Origin of the sequence: Rhodococcus sp. YL-1 (assembly GCF_001942025.1) — a bacterium.
In the GTDB taxonomy this organism is placed as follows: Bacteria; Actinomycetota; Actinomycetes; order Mycobacteriales; family Mycobacteriaceae; genus Rhodococcus_F; species Rhodococcus_F qingshengii.
In genome coordinates this window covers 2,271,056-2,293,772 of sequence record NZ_CP017299.1, presented here as the reverse complement: position 1 = coordinate 2,293,772, position 22,717 = coordinate 2,271,056, and the positions used below count along the sequence as shown (strand labels likewise).

Genomic DNA, 22,717 nt, shown 5'->3' with positions numbered 1-22,717 from the left:
CGAAAACTCCGGCCGGATTCCATGGTAGGCGCTACCGGCGGCGAGCGAGCAAACCCACCACCGATTGGGTCATGTCAGGCGGATCAATCCGTAGTCGAAAGCGTGACGACGGTAGACGACGGACGGCTTGTCCGACTCCTTGTCATGGAAGAGAAAGAAGTCGTGTCCGACCAGTTCCATCTCGTAGAGAGCGTCGTCGATGGTCATCGGCTCGGCCGGGTGATCCTTCGTGCGGACCACGCGTCCCGGGCCGTCGTACTCGTCCGGCTCTTGACCGTTCAGCGAAATGTCCGGTGTGACTCCGAGTGAGTCTGCGTCGACGAGGGAGGCGGTTGCCTCCGCGACGGACACCGGTCGCTTGTCGCCGTAATGGACCTTCTTGCGGTCCTTGGTTCGACGGAGGCGACTCTCGAGCTTGTCGATCACCGATTCGAAGGCGGCGTAGAAGCTGTCTGCGGACGCTTCGGCTCGGGCCACCGGGCCTTTACCTCGAGCGGTGATCTCGACGCGCTGGCAACTCTTGGCCTGTCGTCGGTTGCGTTCATGTTGGAGTTCCACGTCGAAGTGGAATATGGAGGGGTCGAAGTGTTCGAGTCGCGCCAGCTTTTCCGAAACGTAGATTCGGAAGTGATCGGGGATCTCGACATTTCGTCCCTTGACTACGATGTCGGATCTCGGAGCTGCGGCATTCTCGGAACGCTCGATGGTGGCGTCCTCGATGAAAAACGAGGCTTGCGAAGGGGTCGTCACTCGTACCTCCCAATTACGGCCCCGCCCCACGGTGGGCGGCGGCAAATTCTGCAAGTACCGAGAGGGGATCCGCCCGGCACCAGTATCGAAGTACCACCTCCTACCAGTATTTTCGGGTGTGCCGCCGACGCTAGTACGTAACGCGCGCGAGTGCCACTGTTCCAACGAAATTCATCTAAGCCCCTGCAAGGACAAGCACGAGAGTTGTCCGAATCCCACTGAGCGAGAGGGCCCGAACCGACTCTGCCGCAGTCGCTCCCGTGGTGAGGACGTCGTCGAGCAGGACGATGTCACTGTCCCCGGCAATCGAAGAGATCGCAGTGGTGTCGAGAGACACATGACCGTTCACGTTGGTCACCCGGTCGGCCGCGGACAGTCCCACCGAGTCACGTACACCTCGCGTCATCCGGAGAATCGGACAGACACGTACCGGACGACCCGCGACAGAACCAATTTCCCGCTTTCCGCGCATACTTTCGGCTATCCGGCGAACCGGATCGCCCCCGCGAGATCGCGCCGCTCGGGCGCGCGTGGGAGCCGGCACCAGCACGATCGGCGGACGACCCCCGCTGCCGAGCTCGCCCCACCGTTCCAGAGTGGCCAACGCGTCGGCCACAGCGATCCCCAGAGGCATCGCGAGGTCCCGACGACCCCGTTCCTTCATCTCGATCACACTGCGTCGCCTGGGGCCGTCGTAGCGGCCGAGTGCCCAGACGGGCACGCCCGGATCCACGCGCGGACTCAGTTGAAGCGGATGATCGCGCAGCAGTTCCGCGCACTCACCGCACCACAGAGTCCCCGAGCGGCCACACCCACCACACTCGCGTGGCAACAGCAGGTCGAGCAGACCGGCACCGAATTTCTTGTCCCCCATGGCCGAATCATGAACCTGAGCACCGACATGCATCAGAGCGCAGACATTCACCAGAGCGCAGAGACGTCAGCCAGGCAGAACCGGAATCGCCTTCTGTCCGGTCAGCACGGTCACCTCACGCCAGCGGCGATCCCCGGCGGGGTCGTTGTTGTTCAGTTGGAACACCGCACGCGCGTCGGCGACGTACTCGGTGGTCGGCGATGCATCCACGGAGGTGACGGGAGCGGTCAGGTTTCCACTCGGCAGCGCGTCCATCCGTGAGCCGTCGATCGCGACCTGGACGACCGGTATGTCGGCTCCACTGCGCGCGATCACGATGGTGTCGCTGTTGCTCCAGTCGAGTGAGAGCGCGGTACTGCCCAAGCCGGAGGCCACTGCGCGTGGACTCGTCAGGGCGTAGACCCCGCTGGCGGTGCGCACGACCACAGCCAGGTAGACCTTGCCGTCGATGATCATCGCCGCTCGCACGCCGTCCCGCGACAGACGCAGTTCCGAGATCGTGGAACCGACCGACGTCAGGGCCCCGACGTCGACGTTGGTGACCGACACCCGGCCGGTGCCTGGTTCACGGACGACCCGAACGACGGTATTGCCGTTCACAGCCGTCCAGACCGCGTTGTTGTCCAACTCCCACGAAGGCCTGGTGATGGCGCTGCCTTCGAGTACCGGAACGGACCCTTCGCCGTATGTCCCGAGCGACAAGTCGAATCTTGTGCCGGGATCCGGCCGAGCGGTGTCCGCGACGGCTGCCACCAACTTGCCGTCCCGTGAGAGAGCAGCCGCCGTGAGGTTGCCCGCATTGCCCGCGAAACCGGGCACCGGAGTCGCCTCTTGCTCGGTGACACTCACCAGTGAACCGTTGCGCAGTGCATGCAGTCCGACGGTTGCACTCGTGGTGGCCAGTGGGTTGGTGGATGCGACGTCGGCGGTGGTCCAGCCGTCGGCATGAGCCGCGTCCAGCGGTTCGCCGTCGATCTCCAGAACGTACGGCCCTGCCACATCGGCGTTGGCGAGCGTCCAAATGACCTGTGCTGCAAACAAACCGCGAGTAGCAGCATCCATCGGGTTGTCAAGGCGGAAGTTGATGCGCACACCACCGAGACCGACTCCGACCTGTCCCGGCTTACCGTCGGCCTTGGTGATCGGACCGATCACCGACACGCCATTGCCCAGTTCGTTTCGCACAGCCGGCGCCAGCGCTGCCTTCGGTCCGTCGATCATCAGACCGATCAGCTGAGCCGCCACCTGGTCCTGCCCGCCGGAGATCCAGCGAAGATCGGGGACGACCGTCTGGCTGGTGGGGTCGAGGAAGAACAACGACTTCCGCTGGTAAGCGCCGAGGAACTGCGGACGCTCCATGATCACGCCGGGAGGCAGATCACTGATCCGCCATTCGCCGTCGGTCAACGCCAGGGTCATCCTCGCTTCGAAACTGCCCTCTTCGGGAACGTACAGTCCTCCCGGGTCGAGGCGACCGACCTTGTTCACACGAATCGTGTAGACGGCTTCGGTGCTGGTTCGAGAAACCGAGAGCACATCGACCTTGTCGACGATGACAGCACTTGCCGCGTCGTCCCAACGCGCCGAAGCGTCCTTGGTCAGGTACTGACGGGCTGCGGCGTGCCGGTTGGACGGATCGGTACTCGCCTTGACGAAGTCACGTACCAGCAGGTCCGGCTCTCGCCCCGATGCCGGTGATTCGACGGAGGTTCCGGGCACGGCTGTCGCCAGAGTTCCGATTGCTTGTGGCGACGAGGACTCCGGCAAACTCGCGCATGCACCGGTCAGCAACAGAACGCTCAGGGTTGTTGCGAGAAGTCCCAGACGACGGCGGGTTCCGATCATGATCGATCCCCACCGTTGGACTCGTTCCGTGAGTCAGTTTCGCGCGGAGTCGGCAAGGACGATGTGACCTCGCCGACGGTATCGGCGACGATGTCGGCTTCGCTCGGCGTGCGGACGAATTTGGTGGTCGTCGGCTTGAGTGGCAGCGGACTCGACACGACTTTCTTGCCACGGGTGCGCGAGAGCGTCAGCCGGAAGCAGGCTCCGACTCCCGGTTCGCCCCAGGCCTCGAGCTTGCCGTCGTGCAGATTCGCGTCTTCGACGCTGATCGCGAGGCCGAGTCCGGTGCCGCCACTGCGGCGCACGCGGGACGGGTCCGATCGCCAGAACCGGTTGAAGACCAACTTCTCCTCGCCCGGACGCAACCCGACGCCACTGTCGCGGACGATGAAGGCGAGGGCATTGTCGTCGGCGCGAAGGCGAAGCAGAATCGGCTTCCCCTCACCGTGGTCGATGGCGTTGGCCAGGAGATTTCGCAGGATGCGTTCGACGCGGCGCGGATCGACATCTGCCATGACGGGCTCGTCGGGCATGTCCACGATCAGTTCGGTGCCGGATTCGCGGGCGAGATGGCGAACTGTGGAAACGGCCGCTCGCGCACACATACGCACGTCGAGTTGTTCGGATGCGAGTTCCGCGACACCGGCGTCGTGACGGGAGATCTCGAGGAGGTCCGCCAGTAGCCCTTCGAACCTGTCCAGTTCGGCGACAAGCAGTTCCGACGACCGACGCAGCATGGGGTCGAGGTTCTCGCTGCCGTCGTAGATCAGGTCGGCTGCCATCCGGACCGTGGTCAGTGGTGTGCGCAGTTCATGGCTGACATCGGAGGTGAAGCGCTTCTGGAGGCTGCCGAACTCCTCCAGCTGGGTGATCTGTTTGGACAGACTCTCGGCCATCTCGTTGAAGGACATGGCCAGGCGCGCCATGTCGTCCTCGCCGCGGACCGGCATTCGTTCCTTGAGTCGGCCGTCTGCGAAACGCACCGCGATTCGCGAGGCCGATCGGATGGGAAGCACGACCTGTCTGGCAACCAACAGCGAAATCGCCGCCAAGAGCACCAGCAACACGGCTCCACCGATCAGCAGGGTGCTTCGAACAAGAGACAGACTTCGGTCTTCGCTGGCGAGCGGGAAGATCAGATACAGCTCGAGTCCCGATATCGACGACGCGGTGGGGCTACCGATGATCAGCGCGGGTCCGGAGTAACCGTTCGGGTTGGACACCGTCGCGAATTGGTAACTGATCTGGCCGCGTTTGACGAACTCGCGAAGGTTGTCGGGGATCTGATCGACCGGTCCCGAACTCGTCGGCTGGCGCGGCCCGTCCCCTGGCACGATGAGCACCGGGTCGAAGGTTCCGGCCGACCCGGAGGCCTGGCCCGAGGTCTGGTTTCGACGGCTGGTCAGTCCGGATGCAGCGCTTTCCAATTGAACGTTGAGCGCCGTCGAATCGTCGACGCCCGCGAGTTGGTCTTCGACGATGCCGCGGGCTCGGTCCATTTCCTCGGTCGCCGCGGTGATCTTCGTTTCCAACAGCCGATCGGTGATCTGGCTGGTCAGCACGACACCGAGAATGACGATGACGATCAAGGACAACGTCAAAGTCGAGACGACCACTCGCAATTGGAGCGAGCGTCGCCACGTGTGCGCGAGGGTGTTGCTCATCGAGTGACACCACCGCAGAAATGGCGTCAGCCGTCGGTTGAGACGACGACGCCACCTGGAAACTCCGCTCACGGCGGTCCGGCCTTGTAGCCGACCCCCCTGACCGTCAGAACCACTTCGGGATTCTCGGGATCAGTTTCGACCTTGGCGCGCAAACGCTGAACGTGCACGTTCACCAGGCGGGTGTCGGCGGCGTGGCGGTATCCCCACACCTGCTCGAGGAGGACTTCACGGGTGAACACCTGGCGCGGCTTGCGCGCCAATGCGACCAGCAGGTCGAATTCGAGTGGTGTGAGCGAGATCTGCTCGCTGCCGCGGCTGACCTTATGTGCCGGAACGTCGATCACGATGTCGGCGATGCTCAGCAGTTCGGCCGGCTCCTCTTCCGTACGGCGCAGGCGAGCACGCACCCGCGCCACCAGCTCCTTCGGCTTGAACGGCTTCATGATGTAGTCGTCCGCGCCGGATTCGAGGCCGAGTACGACGTCGACGGTGTCGGTCTTGGCCGTCAACATCACGATGGGCACGCCGGAATCCGCACGCAGAACTCGGCATACGTCGATCCCGTTCATTCCGGGAAGCATGAGATCGAGCAGGACGAGGTCGGGCCGGGTCTCACGCACTGCCGCGAGCGCCAGGGTTCCGTCGCCTACCACGTAGGGATCGAAACCCTCACCACGCAGCACGATCGTGAGCATCTCGGCGAGTGCCGTGTCGTCGTCGACAACCAGAATCCTTGGTTTCATATCCCTATCGTTGCATCTCGGAGCGATGAATCAGACCGTTACGAGGCCGTGCGGCGTGCCGCGTCTTTCCCTCTACTGTGCCGGAAAGTTCGAATCCCGGCCGCAAGGGTGACCGATCACGCGAAATCCGCGAGCCTGCGCGCCAGTTCGCCCGGGTCCGTCTCCGGCCCCACGATCCACCAGGGCGAGACCCAGTCCGTCGCTGCCAACTGCTTGTAGAGCTCACCGGTTCTGGCCTGCAGGCCGCCGTCGCGCTCGTAGGCGTCGAGCTGACGCGACGCGTCCTCGGCCTCACGCGAGCGGGCACGCTGCTCGGCCAGAGCTACCGGCACGTCGAGGTACAACTGCAGATCGGGAGCGGGAAGACCGAGTCGACCCAACTCCAATTCACGGACCCAGGCGACCATCTCGCCGTCCACGCTCTGATGCGCGCGCGCCGCGTTGTAGGCGGCGTTGGACGCCACGTAGCGGTCGAGGAGAACAATGTCGTTGGCGGACAACAGGTCCGAGATCCGATCCGCCGCACCCGCGCGGTCCAGGGCGAACAGGACTGCCATCGCGTTCACGGATTCAGCCAGGTCTCCGTGCGATCCTTTGAGTGCCTCGGCAGCAAGATCCGCGTGGATCGACTTCCCGTACCGCGGAAAATCCAGAGTCGCGATCGACGTGCCGCCGCGGCGGAGTTCGCTCTCCACTTTGCCGATCAACGTTCGCTTTCCAGCGCCGTCGAGGCCTTCCAATGCCACCAGTGTTCCCACGGCGGACAAGCCTATCCCCCGGCCTGCTTGCGCAGACCGGGGGACGGCGGACACTACATCCTCAGTGACGAATCACCGGGTCAGTAGCGGTAGTGCTCGGGCTTGTACGGGCCTTCGACGTCGACGCCGATGTACTCTGCCTGATCCTTCGTGAGCTTGGTCAGCGTGCCACCGAGTGCCTCGACGTGGATCTTGGCGACCTTCTCGTCGAGGTGCTTCGGGAGGCGGTAGACCTCGTTGTCGTACTCGTCCGGCTTCGTCCACAGTTCGATCTGCGCGATGACCTGGTTGGAGAAGCTGTTGCTCATCACGAACGACGGGTGGCCCGTCGCGTTGCCGAGGTTGAGCAGGCGGCCTTCGGACAGCACGATGATCGAGTGGCCGTCGGCGAACGTGAACTCGTCGACCTGCGGCTTGATGTTGATCCGCGTGACGTCGCCGGACTTCTCGAGGCCGGCCATGTCGATCTCGTTGTCGAAGTGACCGATGTTGCCCAGGATGGCCTGATGCTTCATGGCCTTCATGTGCTCGAACGTGATGATGTCCTTGTTACCGGTGGACGTGATCACGATGTCGGCCCAGCCGATGGCCTGCTCGACTGTCTTGACCTCGAAGCCGTCCATGAGTGCCTGCAGGGCGTTGATGGGGTCGACCTCGGTGACCGCGACGCGAGCGCCCTGGCCGCGAAGTGCCTCGGCACAACCCTTGCCGACGTCTCCGTAGCCGCAGACCAGCGCAGCCTTGCCGCCGATCAGAACGTCGGTGCCGCGGTTGATGCCGTCGAGCAGCGAGTGGCGCGTGCCGTACTTGTTGTCGAACTTGCTCTTGGTAACCGAGTCGTTGACGTTGATAGCGGGGAACGTGAGTTCACCGGCAGCGGCAACCTGGTACAGGCGCAGAACGCCCGTGGTGGTCTCCTCGGTGACGCCCTGGACGGACTCGGCGATTGCCGTCCACTTGCCCTTGTCGGACTCGAGGGACTGACGCAGAAGTGCAAGGAAGACCTTGTACTCGTCGGAATCCTGGTCGTCGTCCGTCGGCGGGACGACGCCGGCCTTCTCGAACTGTGCGCCCTTGAGCACCAGCATGGTGGCGTCGCCGCCATCGTCGAGAATCATGTTGGCAGGCTCACCCGGCCAGGTCAGCATCTGCTCGGCTGCCCACCAGTACTCTTCGAGGGTTTCACCCTTCCAGGCGAAAACCGGAACGCCCTTGGGCTCTTCCGGGGTGCCGTGCGGACCGACGACGATGGCGGCGGCAGCGTGATCCTGCGTGGAGAAGATGTTGCATGAAGCCCAGCGGACCTCGGCGCCGAGCGCGGTCAGCGTCTCGATCAGCACCGCGGTCTGAATGGTCATGTGCAGCGAGCCGGAAACGCGAGCGCCCTTGAGCGGCAACACCTCTGCGTATTCGCGACGAAGCGCCATGAGGCCGGGCATCTCGTGCTCTGCCAGACGGATTTCCTTGCGACCGAACTCCGCGAGCGAAAGATCTGCAACTTTGAAGTCGATGCCGTTACGGCTCTCGGCCACGGGCGTTGTTGAAACTGAGGTCGTCATCTGCCTCTCCTGGTTGACGTGCATACTCTGCACAAGCCTATCGGTGTACCAGGCTATCGGTTAGACGCCCTCTCCCGCCCGCCCCTCTACTGCGCGGCCCTCGCGCGCCACGTCGATGAACGGCCCGAGCAGTATGCCCAGATCCTCCGCCACCGAAGCCTCGGACTCCGGCGGCATCGAAATGTAGCTCAGCCCGAGACGCGCAATCGCCCTGGCCAGAATTCCGGCGTCGGCGGGTGACGCCTGAATCCACCCTCGCTGGAAACTCTCCGCAAGCCGCGACGACGCGCGCTCGATGATGACCGCACTGTCGGTGGTGATCAGGCGAAGCAGGTCCGGCTTGGCCTCACCGGTGAGCAGAGAGATCACCAACGGGTCGGTTGCACTGGAGGCGAAAAACGATCCGAAACCCGCCGTCAACGCCTCGACTGCACGTCCGTCGTTCGCCACCATGGCCTCGTCCACCGCGTCGACGAAGCCGTCAGCAAGGCGAAGCGCGTACGCCTCGGCAAGCCCTTGCCTCGAGCCGAACTCGTTGTAGAGCGTCTGACGACTCACACCGGCATGCTTGGCCAGAACCGTCAGCGTCACCTCGGACCAGTCGCGCTCGGTCAACAACTCACGCATCGAATCGAGCACCGACGTACGCAGCAGCAGGCGCGACGCTTCTTTCTGCGGCAGACGAGTGGGCGTCGAAGTCATGGTGACGACACTACCGCCGCACCTAGGTCCGTTCGACGCCGACGCATCTCACCGTCGTTCGACCTCAACCATGAAGAAGTCGCTCTTCGCCGCCCCGCAGTCCGGGCAACTCCAGTCTTCGGGAATGTCGTCCCAGCGAGTGCCCGGTTCGATACCGTCCTCCGGCCAGCCGACTGCCTCGTCGTACTCGAAGCCGCATTGCGCGCACTGATACAGCTTGTAGTCGTTCATGATTCACTCCCCGCCGTTGCCGGCATCGGCCCGAAGTCCAGCTTTTCCCTCACGCCGCAGTCCGGACAGCACCAGTCGTCCGGCACGGCATCCCACGGCGTGCCCGCCGGAAACCCTTCTCGTGGTGCACCCTTCGATTCGTCGTAGACGTATTCACAGACCGGGCATCGATAGCTGCTCATCACGCTGCTCCGTACCGAGCAAGGATGCGATCACGCTTGGACGGCTGAACGTTGACGCGGGTGATGTCGCCGCCGTAGTGCGCAAGGACTTTGGGATCCATCACTTTTCGCCACAGCGGTGGAACGTAGGCGAGGATGATCATGCTCGCGTACCCACTGGGCAGGTTGGGCGCACCGTCCATGCTTCGAAGCGTCTGATAACGACGCGTCGGGTTCGCGTGATGATCGCTGTGACGCTGGAGGTGATACAGGAAGATGTTGGTGCAGATGTGATCACTGTTCCAACTGTGCTCCGGTGCTGCACGCTCGTACCGCCCGCTGTCCAGACGACGACGCTTCAGTCCGTAATGTTCGAGGTAGTTGACGGTTTCGAGCAGACAGAATCCGAACACGGCCTGCAGCACCAGGAACGGCAGTACCGAGAGGCCGAAGACGGCGACGAGGACACCGAACAGTACGACGGACATCAACCACGAATGCAGGACGTCGTTGCGAATTGTCCACGGCTTCTTACCCAGTCGATCGAGTCTGGCCTTTTCCAGGGACCACGACGAGCGCAGAGATCCCCACACACTGCGCGGCAGGAAGGTCCAGAAGCTCTCACCGAAGCGAGACGACGCCGGATCCTCGGGCGTGGCGACGCGCACGTGGTGTCCACGATTGTGCTCGATGTAGAAGTGACCGTAAAACGACTGCGCCAGAGTGATCTTCGACAACCAGCGTTCGAGATCGTCCTTCTTGTGACCGAGCTCGTGTGCGGTGTTGATCCCGATTCCTGCGACACAACCGATACTGATTGCCAGACCGATCTTGGAGATCAGCCCAAGTCCCCCGTCGATTCCGAGCCAGGACAGATCGGTCGCCGACCAGAGGTAGCAGGCCAGGACCAGGCTGACCAACTGGAACGGTATGTAGATGTAGGTGCAATACCGGTAGTACTTGTCGTTCTCGAGGCGCTCCATCACTTCGTCCGGCGGATTCTCGCCGTCCGGGCCGAAGAAGATGTCGAGGATCGGGAGCAGGATGTAGACGAGCAGCGGCCCGATCCACCACCACACCGGCGAGACCGCATTCCATCCGAGACTGTTGAACAACGCGACCAATCCGACGGCGATGAAGACCGCCGTCGGCGGCACGAGGCCGAGCAGCCAGAGGTATCTCTTCTTGTCACGCCACTGCTCGGGCGGGAGCGTCTGGCCGGATTGCGAGTCCACGTGCGTCGACACGGTCTACCTCCTCGATTCGGACCGACCCGAAAACTGTGAGTCAGTTCACTATGGGGTAGACAGTACTACTGATTTTGTACAAGTGATAGACAAATCATAAACTTTGTACATCTACTCGATTTCGCCGCGTTCACGCTTCCCGATCATCGAATGCTGCCTGCTGTAGGCAAAGTAGATGACAACGCCGAGGGCCATCCAGACCACGAACCTCATCCAGGTCTCCACCGACAGGTTGAACATCAGCCACAGACACGCGAGGACGGCCAGAATCGGGACCAGCGGGACCAGCGGCACCCTGAATCCGCGAGGTAGGTCGGGACGCGTCCGACGGAGCACGAGAACCCCGATCGAGACGAGAACAAATGCGAACAGTGTGCCGATGTTGACCATTTCCTCGAGGGTGCCGATCGGAAAAACGCCGGCGAGCACCGCGACCACGACGCCGACCAAGATCGTGATCCGCACAGGGGTTCCGTGCTTGCCGGTCGGCGCCAGGCGTCGTGGCATCAGACCGTCGCGTGCCATCGCGAAGAGCACCCTGGTCTGCCCGAGCATCAACACCATCACCACTGTCGTGAGACCGGCCAACGCACCGAACGAGATGACGTTTTTCGCCCACGTGATGTCGTGGAAGGCGAATGCCGTTGCCAGGTTGGAGGTATCGCCCTCGAGCTCGGAGTATTTCACCATCCCGGTCAGCACCAGTGTCACCGCCACGTACAGAACCGTGACGATCAAGAGCGAACCCAGGATGCCGCGTGGCAGCGCCTTCTGCGGCTCCTTCGCCTCCTCCGCCGTCGTGGCGACGACGTCGAAGCCGATGAACGCGAAGAACACCAGACTGGCTGCCGCGAGCAATCCGTACCACCCGAACGTGCTGCCACCGGCCCCGGTCACGTACGAGAACAACGACTGGTGGATGCCCTCTCCCGTCGAGCCCGGCTCCGACGGCGGAATGTACGGCGAGTAGTTGTCGGTGTCGATGTAGAACAGACCGACGATGATCACCAGCAACACCACCGCGACCTTGATCGCCGTGATCACCAGTGACACCCTCGACGAGAGTTTTGTGCCGGTCGCGAGCAGGATCGTGATGACAGCGATCACCAGCACCGCACCCCAGTCGAAGGATATCGGCCCCAACTCGACGATCGGGCTGCGTGAGCCCATCACTTCGCCGAGGTACAGCGACCAGCCTTTGGCGACCACCGAAGACGCCAAGGCGAATTCGAGGATGAGATCCCAGCCGATGATCCAGGCGACGAATTCGCCGAACGTCGCGTACGAGAACGTGTACGCGCTACCGGCAACCGGGACCGTCGACGCGAATTCGGCGTAACACAGCGCTGCCAGTCCGCAGGCGATGGCGGCAATGACGAACGCGAGCGAGACCGACGGCCCGGCGACATTTCCCGCCGTCCGAGCCGTGAGTGTGAAGATGCCCGCACCGATGACGACTGCGACACCGAACACCGTGAGATCCCACGAGTTCAGTTCTTTCCGGAGTTTGGTTTCCGGCTCGTCAGTGTCCTTGATGGACTGCTCGATCGATTTGGTTCGAAACAGCTTCGACCGTCCAGATCCGGCCTGCTCGTCCTTGACAGCCATTGCCGCCTCCTTGCTGGGGACCAGCAGGTCCCACCATGGGCAAGTAGAGAGATGGCATCAGCCTAAGCCCGCAGGCGCAGCTTTGTTCAGGGTTTGTCGGGAGCCTGTAGATCTGTTTCAGGGCGATCTCCTGCGCTGAGACGATCCAGGTCCGGCTCGAGGTAGATCACCCGCGCCGCAGGCACTGCAGCGCGCACGCGAGACTCGGCCTCGTCGATCGCCGTCGCCACGTCCGAGGTCGTCGATCCGATCGGCACCGCAACCTTGGCAGCAACAAGGATCTCCTCGGGACCGAGGTACTGCGTCTTGCAATGAATGACGCGTTCGATACGAGTTCCGTCGACCAGGGCGTTGAGGATCAGTTCGGTCTCCACCGCCGTTGCGCCCTCACCGATCAGCAGCGACTGCATTTCGATGATCAGAATGATCGCGATGATGCCGAGCAGGACACCGATGCACAGAGTCCCGATGCCGTCGAAGACCGGATTTCCGGTCACCATCGTGAGGCCGACGCCGCCGAGTGCAAGGACGAGACCGATCAATGCGCCGGTGTCCTCGAGCAGCACAACCGGGAGTTCCGGGCTACGAGAGGTTCGGACGAAGTTCCACCACGACGCATTTCCCTTGAGCGGTCGTGATTCCTTCGCTGCGGTCCGGAAGCTGTAGCCCTCCAGACAAATCGCTATGACAAGAATCGCGATTGCCACGAAAGCCGAATTGAGTTCTTCCGGATGTTGAATCTTGTGAATACCCTCGTAAATCGCGAACAGCGAACCGAGGGTGAAGAGCACCAGTGCAACGACGAACGAATAGAAGTATCGGTTGCGCCCGTAGCCGAATGGGTGCAGTTGATCCGCGTCACGTTCTGCCTTCTTCTGCCCCAGGAGCAGCAAACCCTGATTGGACGTGTCGGCCACCGAGTGCACCGATTCGGCGAGCATCGACGACGATCCGGTGATCAAGAATCCGGCGAACTTGGCTACGGCGATTCCGGCATTGGCTCCGAGGGCCGCCAGAATTGCCTTCTTGCCACCATGAGCCGACACAATGTCTCCTAGTTTCCGACTACGGCACTGAAAACCTGCGCAGTCGGGGTCCGTGTGCTCAGGTGTATCGCAGGCTCGTCGGCAGCGATCCACGCCGCTCGGCCTCGATCGAGGTAGAGAGTGTCAGTGCCGCACGTCGCAGTGACCGCGCCGTCGGTGCAGATCAGAATCCGCGGGCCTGAAGCGTCGACGACGATGTCCGTGGAATTCGCGTCGAACTCCAGACGCGTCAAACGAAATTCGGGCGCCGGCGTGACGTACTCGTATCTACCTGATCCTGACTGACCTGATCCAGATGACGGGGCCGGATCGAGCACTTCGATATCGGCCCCGACGAAGTCCAGAACCCTCAGCAATTCGGGCACGTCGACGTGCTTCGGTGTCAGCCCACCACGCAGAACGTTGTCGGAGTTGGCCATGATCTCGACCGCGAGTCCATGGAGATACGCGTGGAGATTGCCGGCAGCGAGAAACAGTCCTTGGCCGGGCTCGAGGGTGACGCGGTTGAGCAGCAGTGCCGCCAGAACACCGGCGTCGCCGGGGTACGCCTCGCTCAATTCCAGCGCGGTGCGGATCTCGGTCACGAATTCGGCGTCGTGGTGCGCGACGTAGGTGATGCACCCGGCAAGTACGGCAGGGAGCAAGGTCCCGAGCACCGTGGACGGCAGCGTGATCCATGTCGTGAACAACGCCCGCAGTCCGTCGGAATCGGGTTGGCCTTCGAGCAGACCGATGTACGGCTCCAACTCGTCGACGGCCAGAGCGCGCAGCAGTTTGACAGTCCGCGTCGGCTCGCGGAATCCGGCAAGCGCTTCGAATCTGCTGAGCGCGACAACGAGTTCGGGCTTGTGGCTGCCGTCCTTGTAGTTGCGAATCGGCGATTCCATGGGAACGCCGAGTGCGTTCTCACGACGAAAACCCTCGTCGGCTTGAACGGCGCTGGGGTGCGCTTGAAGCGACAGCGGTTCTTCCGCCGCAAGCAGCTTGAGCAGGAATGGGAGTCGCTCACCGAATGCCTCGAGGTTCTCACGGCCGAGTTCGCGTTCGGGTTCGCGGTGCAGGACCTCGAGCAACGACTCGCTTCCGGATTCGGTGATCACGCGCGCCGGGTCACCCGGGTGCGCGCCCAACCACAATTCCGCTTCGGGATGATTCGACGGAGTCGAAAGACCGCGTAGTTCGGCAATTGCCGTTCGCGAGCCCCACGCGTAAGAACGAAGTGCACCTTCGAGTTCACGCACTTACTTCGCACCGCCCGTCAACTGCACGTACGCCGCGGCCATGTCTATTCGAGACGCCAACACGAATACCTGCTCCATCTCCGATATGACCACGTTGGTCTGGTCTTCGTCTGCCGCAACCACCAGGTCGGCGTCAGCCAGTGCGTCCATCCGGCGCCTCGCCTCCCCGCGCGTGGATTCGGTCGCGAAGACGAACGCCCGCGCCGGCGGGGTCGGCAGCGCGCCGTCGAGTTGCGGATCGTGAAAGAAGGGGTCGTGGAACACCGAATCACGTGAAGCTGCGTCCGGCGCGAACAGTGCCCGCGCCGAACGAATCACCTCGGAGATCTCGGCGGCAGCGGCGTTCAGGCCGGAGCTCATCAACGCAACGCTCGAGAACTCTGCGAGTGCTGTTGTCACGGAACCACTTCCACACAGAACGACTCGCCGGCCGCTCATCCTGGTGGCCAACGACTTGGCCGGGTTGTGGAATACCTCGTTGGCAGGTCCGTCCCGCAGCGCCTCCGCATCAACTGCGTCGGCGATTCGACCGAGCACCGCCGAACGGTCCTCGATCGATCCCTTGCCCTCGATTTCGGCGGCAACCGCGAGGAAGACGGCGAGGAACCGCGTCATAGTGTGCCGGGGCGAGGCGTAGAGCCGCGGTGGCAAGGGCATGGTGCGCCCGGCCGCCACGGCTCGCATGGGCCCCTCGTCGGGAACGGCGACAACAACCTCGGCGCCGCGGCGTACGGCACTGTCAACGGATTCGACGAGGCGTGGATCACCGGCATCGTCACCGGCGACGACGATCACGTCCAATGGCCCGGCCCACGACGGCGTCCGGTCGAGAACGAGGAGCGGGCAACCGACCGAATCTCCGACGAGAGCAAGCGCGATCCTGGCTCCGTGCCGGGCGCCACCCGCGCCGGCGATGAGTACGACGCTGCGCGGACGCAGACCGGCCAATCGGGAGATCACACCCTCACCGACGGCCGACGCGGTGGCCCGAATCTGTGCGCCGCCCATGGCTACAGACCGCAGTAGCCCTTCCGAATCAGCAGCTGACAAACCCTCGCTGTCGTCGAGGTCGAGAAGCGGCATCGGCGCTGTCATCTCACCGCACCCCCTTCTCCGTTAGCAGTTCCCGCACCATCCAGCATTCCAGCTCCACGCGGTCCGTGGTGGCAAAGCCCTCGTTCCCGAGGCCGTCGTTCCTGAGATAGTCCCCCAACTATCCCAGGGCTTCGGCTCACCGACAAACCGATCAGACTCGGATTCAAGCCCGGACGATCGCCAGAATTTCGTTCACCAATGCGTCGACATCGGCGGACGTGGGTGCTTCGACGTTGAGTCGCAGCAGTGGTTCGGTGTTGGACGCGCGCAAGTTGAACCAGGCATTTCCCTCGAGGCTGACCGTGACACCGTCGAGGCGATCCACCGACTCGGTGCGGTCGGCAAATGCCGCCAGTACAGCGGCCGTACGATCTGCCGCGTCAGCCACGGTGGAGTTGATCTCGCCCGAGGCCGCGTAGCGGGTGTACTCCGCCATCAACTCGGAGAGCGGACGATCCTGCTCGCCCAGTGCGGCGAGTACGTGCAGCGCCGCGAGCATGCCGGAGTCGGCGCCCCAGAAGTCGCGGAAGTAGTAGTGAGCGGAGTGCTCGCCGCCGAACACCGCACCGGTCTCGGCCATCTCCTGCTTGATGAACGAGTGGCCGACTCGGGTACGAATAGCGACGCCGCCGAGTTCTTCGACCAGTTCGGGCACTGCCCGTGACGTGATCAGGTTGTGGATGATCGACGCGCCCGGTTCCTTCGCGAGTTCGCGCTTGGCGACAAGTGCCGTCACCGCGGACGGCGAGACCGGGTCGCCCTTCTCGTCTACGACGAAGCAACGGTCCGCGTCACCGTCGAACGCCAAGCCGATGTCCGCTCCGGTTTCGCGCACGTAGGCCTGCAGGTCGACGAGGTTGGCCGGATCGAGCGGATTGGCTTCGTGGTTGGGGAACGTGCCGTCGAGCTCGAAGTAGAGCGGCAGGACGTCGAGGGGCATCGGCCCGAATACGGCCGGCGCGGTATGGCCGCCCATACCGTTGCCTGCATCGACTGCGACCTTCAGCGGGCGCAACGCAGCCAGGTCGACCAATCCGCGGAGGTAGCTCGCGTATTCCTCGAGGACGTCCTTGGTGCTGGCGGTGCCTGCCGGTCCGTCGTACGCGGGAACACCCGAGACGACCTCGGCGGAGATGACTGCGAGGCCGGTGTCCTGACCGACCGGCTTGGCGCCGGCCCGACACATCTTGATGCCGTTGTACTTGGCGGGATTGTGGCTCGCCGTGAACATCGCGCCCGGGCAGTTCAGCAAACCGGATGCAAAGTAGAGCTCGTCGGTCGACGCCAATCCGATGTAGACGACGTCGAGCCCTTGAGCAAGCACGCCGTCACCGAAAGCCGAAGACAGTGTGGGCGACGATGCGCGCATGTCGTAGCCGATCACAACCGTCGTGGCGGCGCCGGCCTCGTCGCGGACCAGTCGGGCGAACGACGCACCGACGTCGCGGACAAAATCTTCGTCGATCTGCTCACCGACCACACCGCGTACGTCGTACGCCTTGATGATTGCAGCAACCGACTCGGCTGTTCGCCCCACTGAAAACTCTCCTTGTGCATGCACCCTCACAGACGGGAACGTCCGGGCGCATGGCGTCCGGAGATTCGCAGTACTCGGGTGTGGAAGTACTCGGGTGTGGAAGTACTCGGTCGAGCCTAGCGTCTACGGCGACGAATCTCGCGTCAGTTGGACGGGTCGGGCAGAACGCGTAGGTGTCCACGACGCCCTGTACGGGCAGTACTCGGAGCTGCGGGACGTATGTCCTCATCTGCATCGACGTTGGACTTGCTGCGATCTCCGAGACCGGCCTCACGTACAGCTTCGGCCAAAGCGGTCAGATCGTCTTCGTCGGGAGTACTCGACGCGAATCCGCCTTCGTGGCGGACGAGTTCCCACCCCTTGGGGGCGGTGATTCGAGAGCCGTGAGTGTCACACAAATCCCATGAATGGGGCTCGGCGACGGTTGCCAGCGGCCCGACAACCGCAGTGGAGTCCGAGTAGACATACGTAAGCGTCGCGACGGCGGGGTTCTTGCACCCGGGGCGGCAGCAGCGACGCAGAGATCTCACAGGTACGGAGCCTAGCCCTCCCCACGTCCGGAACCTACTCGGACACACCGAGCAGTTTCTCCTGTCGTAATCTGGCGCCATGCCACAAGCCCGCCGCCGACGCTCGGTCACCACTCGTTCCATCGAGCGACACGGCCGTGGCCTGCGCGGACCGCTACTTCCCCCGGAGGTGCCCGCCAGGCGTACCCGCGCGGAGAAGTTCGATCTCCTGGTGCTCGACGCCTTCTCTCCCGTCGACCTCACATGGCACGACCGGCTGACGAAACTCGACATCGCAGTGGACGAAGTTCCGAAGATTCACGCGCACGATCCGGAGTCCGTCACATGGCCGCCGGAGGTCATCGCAGACGGCCCGGTTCCACTGTCACGACTGATTCCGGCCGGAATCGACCGTCACGGAAATACGACTCGCGCAAGAATTGTGCTGTTTCGCCGCCCATTGGAGCAGCGAGCGAAGGATCCGGAAGAACTCACGGATCTGGTGCACGACGTGTTGGTCCATCAAGTCGGCACGTATCTGGGCGTCGACCCACAGGTCATCGACCCCACGCTGCCCGACGAGGACTGATACTGCCCGACGAGGACTGACGCACTGTCAGACGAAAAAACTGATGTCACACGAAGAAGTAAATCCACACGAAGAACAAAACAGTCGTTGCTTGACCTGCAATTCCCCGTTGCAGGTCAGACTTTCGAAGACCGCCCGTCAGCCCCGACGCTGACAGAACCGATTCAGCAGCAGATCAGATGATCCCCCGCTTGAGTCGCCGACGCTCGCGCTCGGACAACCCTCCCCAGATTCCGAACCGTTCGTCGTTCGCAAGCGCGTACTCGAGGCACTCGTCACGAACTTCACAACCGAGGCAGATCCGTTTTGCTTCCCTCGTCGATCCTCCCTTTTCAGGAAAGAACGCTTCGGGATCGGTCTGCGCGCAGAGAGCACGCTCCTGCCACTGATCCTCGATGGTGTCGAACAATTCTTCGAAGCCGGTGACGAGACTCAGCACTGGCCGAGTACTCATACCGTCGAACTCACTGCTGCAGGCACCTTCTGCTGCGCCTGCTCGGGAATCGGTCTGCGGTTCGTCGCTTACTGTCATTGCGAGAGAACTGATCTCGACATTTTCATTGGGCATCGTTCCGCCTCCTCACCTGTAATAGCGCAGAATTTTCACTCCATCTTCAACCCCACCCCGTCGACCGTTCGAAACTGTGTTCGAAACCGGCCCCGCTGCAAGTGAACTCACAAGTAGCGGTTGGAATGACACATTTGAGATTACACACGTCCAGCGTGTCGCGGTCAAGCTAAACGAGATGAATCCATTAGTATTCCGGCCCTCAATTGACGGGACCTTCTGCCCGCCAGACACGACGACGCGCCGACCGCCTAGGCTCTGTTGTCGTGAACGTGACTGTATTGGTTGGCGGCGTCGGCGGGGCCCGTTTCCTTCAAGGTGTTCAAAACGCGCTCGGAATCGCCGGTGGTGAATCCCTCGAGAAATACGAAGGCCCACATCGCATCACGGCCGTCGTCAACGTCGGGGACGACGTGTGGATGCACGGTCTGCGCATCTGCCCCGATCTGGACACTTGTATGTACACACTCGGCGGCGGCATCGACACCGAACGCGGGTGGGGGCACGCCGGCGAAACCTGGAATGCGAAAGAAGAACTCGCCGCGTACGGCGCGAAGCCGGACTGGTTCGGCCTCGGAGATCGCGATATCGCAACGCATTTGATTCGCAGCCAGATGCTCCGCACGGGATATCCGTTGTCCGCGATCACCGAAGCGTTGTGCAATCGCTGGAATCCCGGTGTCGCACTGCTTCCCGTCAGCGACGACCGCAGCGAAACACACGTCGTGATCACCGATCCGGAAGACGGTGAGCAGAAGGCGATTCATTTCCAGGAGTGGTGGGTACGCCATCGGGCACAGGTGGAAACGCACAGCTTCGCTCACGTCGGCGCCGAGCAGGCCAAGCCCGCGCCAGGGGTGGTCGAGGCGATCGACGGTGCCGACATCGTGCTGATCGCACCGTCCAATCCCGTCGTGAGCGTCGGCGCGATCCTCGCGGTGCCCGGCATTCGCGGTGCCCTGCGAACAACCGCGGCCAAGGTTGTCGGCCTCTCCCCCGTCATCGGCGGAAAACCGTTGCGCGGCATGGCTGACGAGTGCCTCGAGGTGATCGGGGTCGAGACGACTTCGGAGGCGATCGGTCGCCACTACGGAGCTCGTTCGATCAACGGTATTCTCGACGGCTGGCTCGTCGACGAAGGTGACACGGCCGACATCGACGGGGTGGACGTGCGAAGCATCCCACTTTTGATGACGTCCCCCGAAGAGACCGCGAAAATGGTTCGCACGGCTTTCGAGATCGCCGGAGTCGAACTGTGACCGAGCCCGGAACCGAAGCAAGCCGCGACAGAAATCACTCTCCCGGTGATCACTCCCCCGGCGCCGCAATCGAAGTCATTCCCGTGCTCGGGCTTCCCGAGTTCCGGCCCGGAGACGACTTGGCCACCGCTGTCGTCGACGCGACGCCGTGGCTCGAGAGCGGCGACGTCGTTGTCGTCACGAGCAAGGTGTTCTCCAAAGTCGAGGGTCGCATCGTTTCCTCACCGACCGATCCGGAAGAGCGCGACGCGGCACGACGCCTCCTGGTGGATCAGGAAGCCGTCCGCGTCGTGGCACGCAAGGGCCGCACTCTGATCACCGAGAACAAACTCGGAATCGTGCAGGCCGCATCGGGCATCGACGGCTCCAACGTCGACGGTGCCGAATTGGCGCTGCTCCCCGTGGATCCGGATGCGAGCGCTGCGGGTCTGCGCGCCCGAATTCTCGAGAGCACGGGCAAGTCCGTCGCCGTCGTCGTCACCGACACGATGGGTCGTGCGTGGCGCAACGGGCAGACCGACGCCGCAATCGGTTCCTCCGGCATTCCGGTCCTGCACGGCTACCTCGGAGCACAGGACAATCAGGGCAACGATCTGATCGTCACCGAGATCGCGATCGCGGACGAAATCGCCGCTGCGGGCGACTTGGTCAAGGGCAAGCTGGGCGGCGTTCCCGTCGCCGTCGTTCGTGGGCTTCGGTTCGAGGACGACGGTTCGAGTGGCCAGGATCTGATTCGCCGCGGCCCGGACGATCTGTTCTGGCTGGGCACCGAGGAAGCTACGGCGATGGGCCGTGGCCAGGCGCTGCTGTTGCGTCGATCGGTCCGACAGTTCGTAAGTGATCCCGTCGACGCGGAGATCATTCGCAGCTCGATCGCCGAGGCACTCACCGCTCCCGCACCGCACCACACGAGACCGGTTCGATTCGTGTGGCTACGCACGGAGTCGGTCCGCACGGCTCTTCTCGAGCAGATGCGCGAGAAGTGGGCCGCCGATCTTCGCGCCGACGGTCGCAGTGACGAATCCGTCGAGGCCCGGGTTGCCCGCGGAAACATCCTGTTCGACGCCCCCGAGGTCGTCATTCCCTTCTGCGTGCCCGATGGCGCACACAGTTATCCGGATGCCAGACGAACCGCGGCGGAGTCGACGATGTTCACGGTCGCCGCCGGCGCGGCAGTGCAGGGACTGCTGGTCTCGTTGGCCACCCGCGGCGTGGGAAGCTGCTGGATCGGATCGACGATCTTCGCCGCCGATCTCGTACGCGAACAACTCGATCTCCCGGCGGATTGGCAGCCACTCGGTGCCATCGCAATCGGGCACCCCCTCGAACCACTGACTCCGCGCTCTGTCTCCGCCCCCGGGGACGCGTTGGTGGAGCTGTAGGTCCATGTCAGCCGAATCGCTGCACGCCTCCGCCAAGGGCGTCCTGGAGGGCTGGGAGACGTCCTCCGAAGCGGACGAATCATTGAGGCACACGATGCTCGCGTTCCTCGATTCGGCTCCGGACGGCTGCCTTCGTCGCCACGCACCGGGACACATCACCGCGTCGTCTCTCGTTCTCGACGAGAGTGGCTGCCACGTCTTGCTGACCCTGCATCCCAAGGTGGGCAGGTGGATTCAGCTCGGCGGCCACTGCGAGCCCGACGACGAGACGGTGGTAGATGCGGCATTGCGGGAAGCTCGCGAGGAGTCCGGAATTCACGACGTTCGGATAGACGCGGACCTACTCTCCGCCCACACGCATCCGATCACGTGCTCACTCGGAGTACCGACTCGCCATCTCGATCTACGGTTTCTTGTTGTGGCGCCGGACAATTCACATATCGTCCGCAGCGCAGAGTCCACCGACCTCAGATGGTGGCCGGTGGACGCGCTCCCACCTACAGCGGAACGCGAGACCATCGACCACCTGGTCGCGCTCGCCCGTCAGCGCAAGAATCAGGACTGAATCGGAGAAAGCTGGGGCTGCTTGGCGCTCACTCCGTCGCCCGACGATGTTCCCTTCACGCGCCGAGCTACCCACGGCACCAAGAACTCTCGCGCCCATTGACGATCCTCGCGACGAGTTTCGGCTTTCGTGAGGACCGGCGCAGGCCCGAGATCGGGCGGGGTCAATCCGTGTTCGACGCCGAGCACGTCGAGCACACGCGTCGCCATGTTCTCGTGCCCGGAGGGCGACATGTGGAGGCGATCCCAGTCCCACATCCGAAGGTCTTGATATTCGGAGAATCGCCAGAAGTCGACGAGGGTCGCGTCGTGGCGGTCCGCCACCTCGCGAACAAGCTCGTTGTAGATCGCCAGACGTCCGCGGAGCTTGCCGAAGAAGGCGGACCATCCGGTGTCGTACGCGGTGAACATCAGAACCCGAGCACCGGATGCAGTGAGCTGACCGATTGCCGAATCGTAGCGGGCGACCATCGCATCGATGTCGAGCTTCGGACGCATCATGTCGTTTCCGCCGGCGTAGATGGTCACCAGATCGGGCTTCAACGCCAGAGCGGGTTCCAACTGCTCGTCGATGATCGGTCCGAGTAGGCGACCACGAATCGCCAGGTTGGCGTAGCGGAAGTCGGGATTGTTCACCGCCAGCTGCTCGGCCACTCGGTCTGCCCACCCGCGCAGACCGTTGGGGAATCGTTCGTCGGCGTCGCCGACGCCCTCGGTGAACGAGTCACCGAGGGCAACGTAACGGCTCGGAAGAGAAGTCATACCCGCCAGTATTCCAGTAG

The 22,717-nt window shown here is 63.1% G+C and carries 23 protein-coding genes; 4 read left to right on the top strand and 19 right to left on the bottom strand.

Annotated features, from left to right (window positions below; all coding sequences use genetic code 11):
• Nucleotides 1-69: 69 nt before the first annotated feature.
• The 17 genes from hpf to BH682_RS10650 form a co-directional block, all read right to left on the bottom strand.
• Complete coding sequence (gene hpf / locus BH682_RS10730) at nucleotides 70-750, bottom strand: ribosome hibernation-promoting factor, HPF/YfiA family (protein WP_075832854.1); 681 nt, start codon at nucleotides 748-750, stop codon at nucleotides 70-72.
• Between the two features lie 175 nt (nucleotides 751-925).
• A complete protein-coding gene (locus BH682_RS10725; protein ID WP_003940811.1) occupies nucleotides 926-1,657 on the bottom strand; it encodes a ComF family protein in 732 nt (243 codons plus the stop codon).
• A gap of 33 nt (nucleotides 1,658-1,690) precedes the next feature.
• On the bottom strand, nucleotides 1,691-3,469 hold the full coding sequence (gene lpqB, locus BH682_RS10720; RefSeq protein WP_042450111.1) for an MtrAB system accessory lipoprotein LpqB: 1,779 nt from the start codon (nucleotides 3,467-3,469) through the stop codon (nucleotides 1,691-1,693).
• A complete protein-coding gene (gene mtrB / locus BH682_RS10715; protein WP_042450112.1) occupies nucleotides 3,466-5,205 on the bottom strand; it encodes an MtrAB system histidine kinase MtrB in 1,740 nt (579 codons plus the stop codon). Before mtrB ends, lpqB begins: the two co-directional genes overlap by 4 nt.
• A complete protein-coding gene (gene mtrA / locus BH682_RS10710; RefSeq protein WP_003941013.1) occupies nucleotides 5,202-5,879 on the bottom strand; it encodes an MtrAB system response regulator MtrA in 678 nt (225 codons plus the stop codon). Before mtrA ends, mtrB begins: the two co-directional genes overlap by 4 nt.
• 116 nt (nucleotides 5,880-5,995) lie before the next feature.
• Nucleotides 5,996-6,637, bottom strand: coding sequence for a dTMP kinase (locus tag BH682_RS10705; RefSeq protein ID WP_075832852.1), 642 nt, complete (start codon nucleotides 6,635-6,637; stop codon nucleotides 5,996-5,998).
• A gap of 80 nt (nucleotides 6,638-6,717) precedes the next feature.
• Nucleotides 6,718-8,196, bottom strand: a complete 1,479-nt coding sequence (gene ahcY, locus BH682_RS10700) for an adenosylhomocysteinase (RefSeq protein ID WP_003940766.1) — start codon at nucleotides 8,194-8,196, stop codon at nucleotides 6,718-6,720.
• Nucleotides 8,197-8,256: 60 nt separating this feature from the next.
• Complete coding sequence (locus tag BH682_RS10695) at nucleotides 8,257-8,898, bottom strand: TetR family transcriptional regulator (RefSeq protein WP_003941024.1); 642 nt, start codon at nucleotides 8,896-8,898, stop codon at nucleotides 8,257-8,259.
• A gap of 48 nt (nucleotides 8,899-8,946) precedes the next feature.
• Nucleotides 8,947-9,129 carry a rubredoxin gene (locus BH682_RS10690; protein ID WP_003940894.1) on the bottom strand — a complete coding sequence of 61 codons (183 nt, stop codon included), beginning with the start codon at nucleotides 9,127-9,129 and terminating at the stop codon, nucleotides 8,947-8,949.
• On the bottom strand, nucleotides 9,126-9,311 hold the full coding sequence (locus BH682_RS10685) for a rubredoxin (protein WP_075832851.1): 186 nt from the start codon (nucleotides 9,309-9,311) through the stop codon (nucleotides 9,126-9,128). Before BH682_RS10685 ends, BH682_RS10690 begins: the two co-directional genes overlap by 4 nt.
• Nucleotides 9,311-10,537, bottom strand: a complete 1,227-nt coding sequence (locus BH682_RS10680) for an alkane 1-monooxygenase (RefSeq protein WP_030535014.1) — start codon at nucleotides 10,535-10,537, stop codon at nucleotides 9,311-9,313. Before BH682_RS10680 ends, BH682_RS10685 begins: the two co-directional genes overlap by 1 nt.
• 111 nt (nucleotides 10,538-10,648) lie before the next feature.
• Nucleotides 10,649-12,145: an amino acid permease gene (locus BH682_RS10675; protein ID WP_075832849.1), complete on the bottom strand. Its 1,497-nt coding sequence runs from the start codon at nucleotides 12,143-12,145 to the stop codon at nucleotides 10,649-10,651.
• Nucleotides 12,146-12,231: 86 nt separating this feature from the next.
• Nucleotides 12,232-13,191 carry a cation diffusion facilitator family transporter gene (locus tag BH682_RS10670; protein ID WP_075832847.1) on the bottom strand — a complete coding sequence of 320 codons (960 nt, stop codon included), beginning with the start codon at nucleotides 13,189-13,191 and terminating at the stop codon, nucleotides 12,232-12,234.
• A gap of 8 nt (nucleotides 13,192-13,199) precedes the next feature.
• Nucleotides 13,200-14,432, bottom strand: coding sequence for a mannose-6-phosphate isomerase, class I (manA, locus tag BH682_RS10665; RefSeq protein ID WP_064688946.1), 1,233 nt, complete (start codon nucleotides 14,430-14,432; stop codon nucleotides 13,200-13,202).
• Nucleotides 14,433-15,527 carry a hypothetical protein gene (locus BH682_RS10660; protein WP_058039087.1) on the bottom strand — a complete coding sequence of 365 codons (1,095 nt, stop codon included), beginning with the start codon at nucleotides 15,525-15,527 and terminating at the stop codon, nucleotides 14,433-14,435.
• Between the two features lie 163 nt (nucleotides 15,528-15,690).
• Complete coding sequence (locus BH682_RS10655; protein ID WP_003941022.1) at nucleotides 15,691-17,064, bottom strand: phosphomannomutase/phosphoglucomutase; 1,374 nt, start codon at nucleotides 17,062-17,064, stop codon at nucleotides 15,691-15,693.
• A gap of 143 nt (nucleotides 17,065-17,207) precedes the next feature.
• Nucleotides 17,208-17,594, bottom strand: coding sequence for a DUF3499 domain-containing protein (locus tag BH682_RS10650; protein ID WP_007731177.1), 387 nt, complete (start codon nucleotides 17,592-17,594; stop codon nucleotides 17,208-17,210).
• A gap of 79 nt (nucleotides 17,595-17,673) precedes the next feature.
• Between BH682_RS10650 and BH682_RS10645 the strand changes: the two genes are divergently transcribed.
• On the top strand, nucleotides 17,674-18,162 hold the full coding sequence (locus BH682_RS10645) for a metallopeptidase family protein (RefSeq protein WP_075832845.1): 489 nt from the start codon (nucleotides 17,674-17,676) through the stop codon (nucleotides 18,160-18,162).
• 175 nt (nucleotides 18,163-18,337) lie between these two features.
• Here BH682_RS10645 and BH682_RS10640 read toward each other — a convergent pair whose 3' ends face one another.
• Nucleotides 18,338-18,616, bottom strand: a complete 279-nt coding sequence (locus BH682_RS10640) for a WhiB family transcriptional regulator (RefSeq protein ID WP_020907098.1) — start codon at nucleotides 18,614-18,616, stop codon at nucleotides 18,338-18,340.
• A 380-nt stretch (nucleotides 18,617-18,996) separates the two neighbouring features.
• On the opposite strand from BH682_RS10640, the gene cofD reads away from it, so the two are divergent.
• From cofD to BH682_RS10625, 3 genes are read left to right on the top strand one after another with little or no spacing between them, the layout of a single operon-like run.
• Nucleotides 18,997-19,989 carry a 2-phospho-L-lactate transferase gene (cofD, locus tag BH682_RS10635; RefSeq protein ID WP_003940958.1) on the top strand — a complete coding sequence of 331 codons (993 nt, stop codon included), beginning with the start codon at nucleotides 18,997-18,999 and terminating at the stop codon, nucleotides 19,987-19,989.
• Entirely contained in the window at nucleotides 19,986-21,371 is a 1,386-nt protein-coding gene (locus BH682_RS10630; protein WP_075832843.1) for a coenzyme F420-0:L-glutamate ligase, read from the top strand. Before cofD ends, BH682_RS10630 begins: the two co-directional genes overlap by 4 nt.
• A 4-nt stretch (nucleotides 21,372-21,375) precedes the next feature.
• On the top strand, nucleotides 21,376-21,936 hold the full coding sequence (locus BH682_RS10625; RefSeq protein WP_003940680.1) for an NUDIX hydrolase: 561 nt from the start codon (nucleotides 21,376-21,378) through the stop codon (nucleotides 21,934-21,936).
• On the opposite strand, the gene BH682_RS10620 is transcribed toward BH682_RS10625, so the two are convergent.
• Nucleotides 21,927-22,697: an SGNH/GDSL hydrolase family protein gene (locus BH682_RS10620; RefSeq protein WP_003940765.1), complete on the bottom strand. Its 771-nt coding sequence runs from the start codon at nucleotides 22,695-22,697 to the stop codon at nucleotides 21,927-21,929. The two genes, BH682_RS10625 and BH682_RS10620, sit on opposite strands and share 10 nt — an antisense overlap.
• Nucleotides 22,698-22,717: the final 20 nt, after the last annotated feature.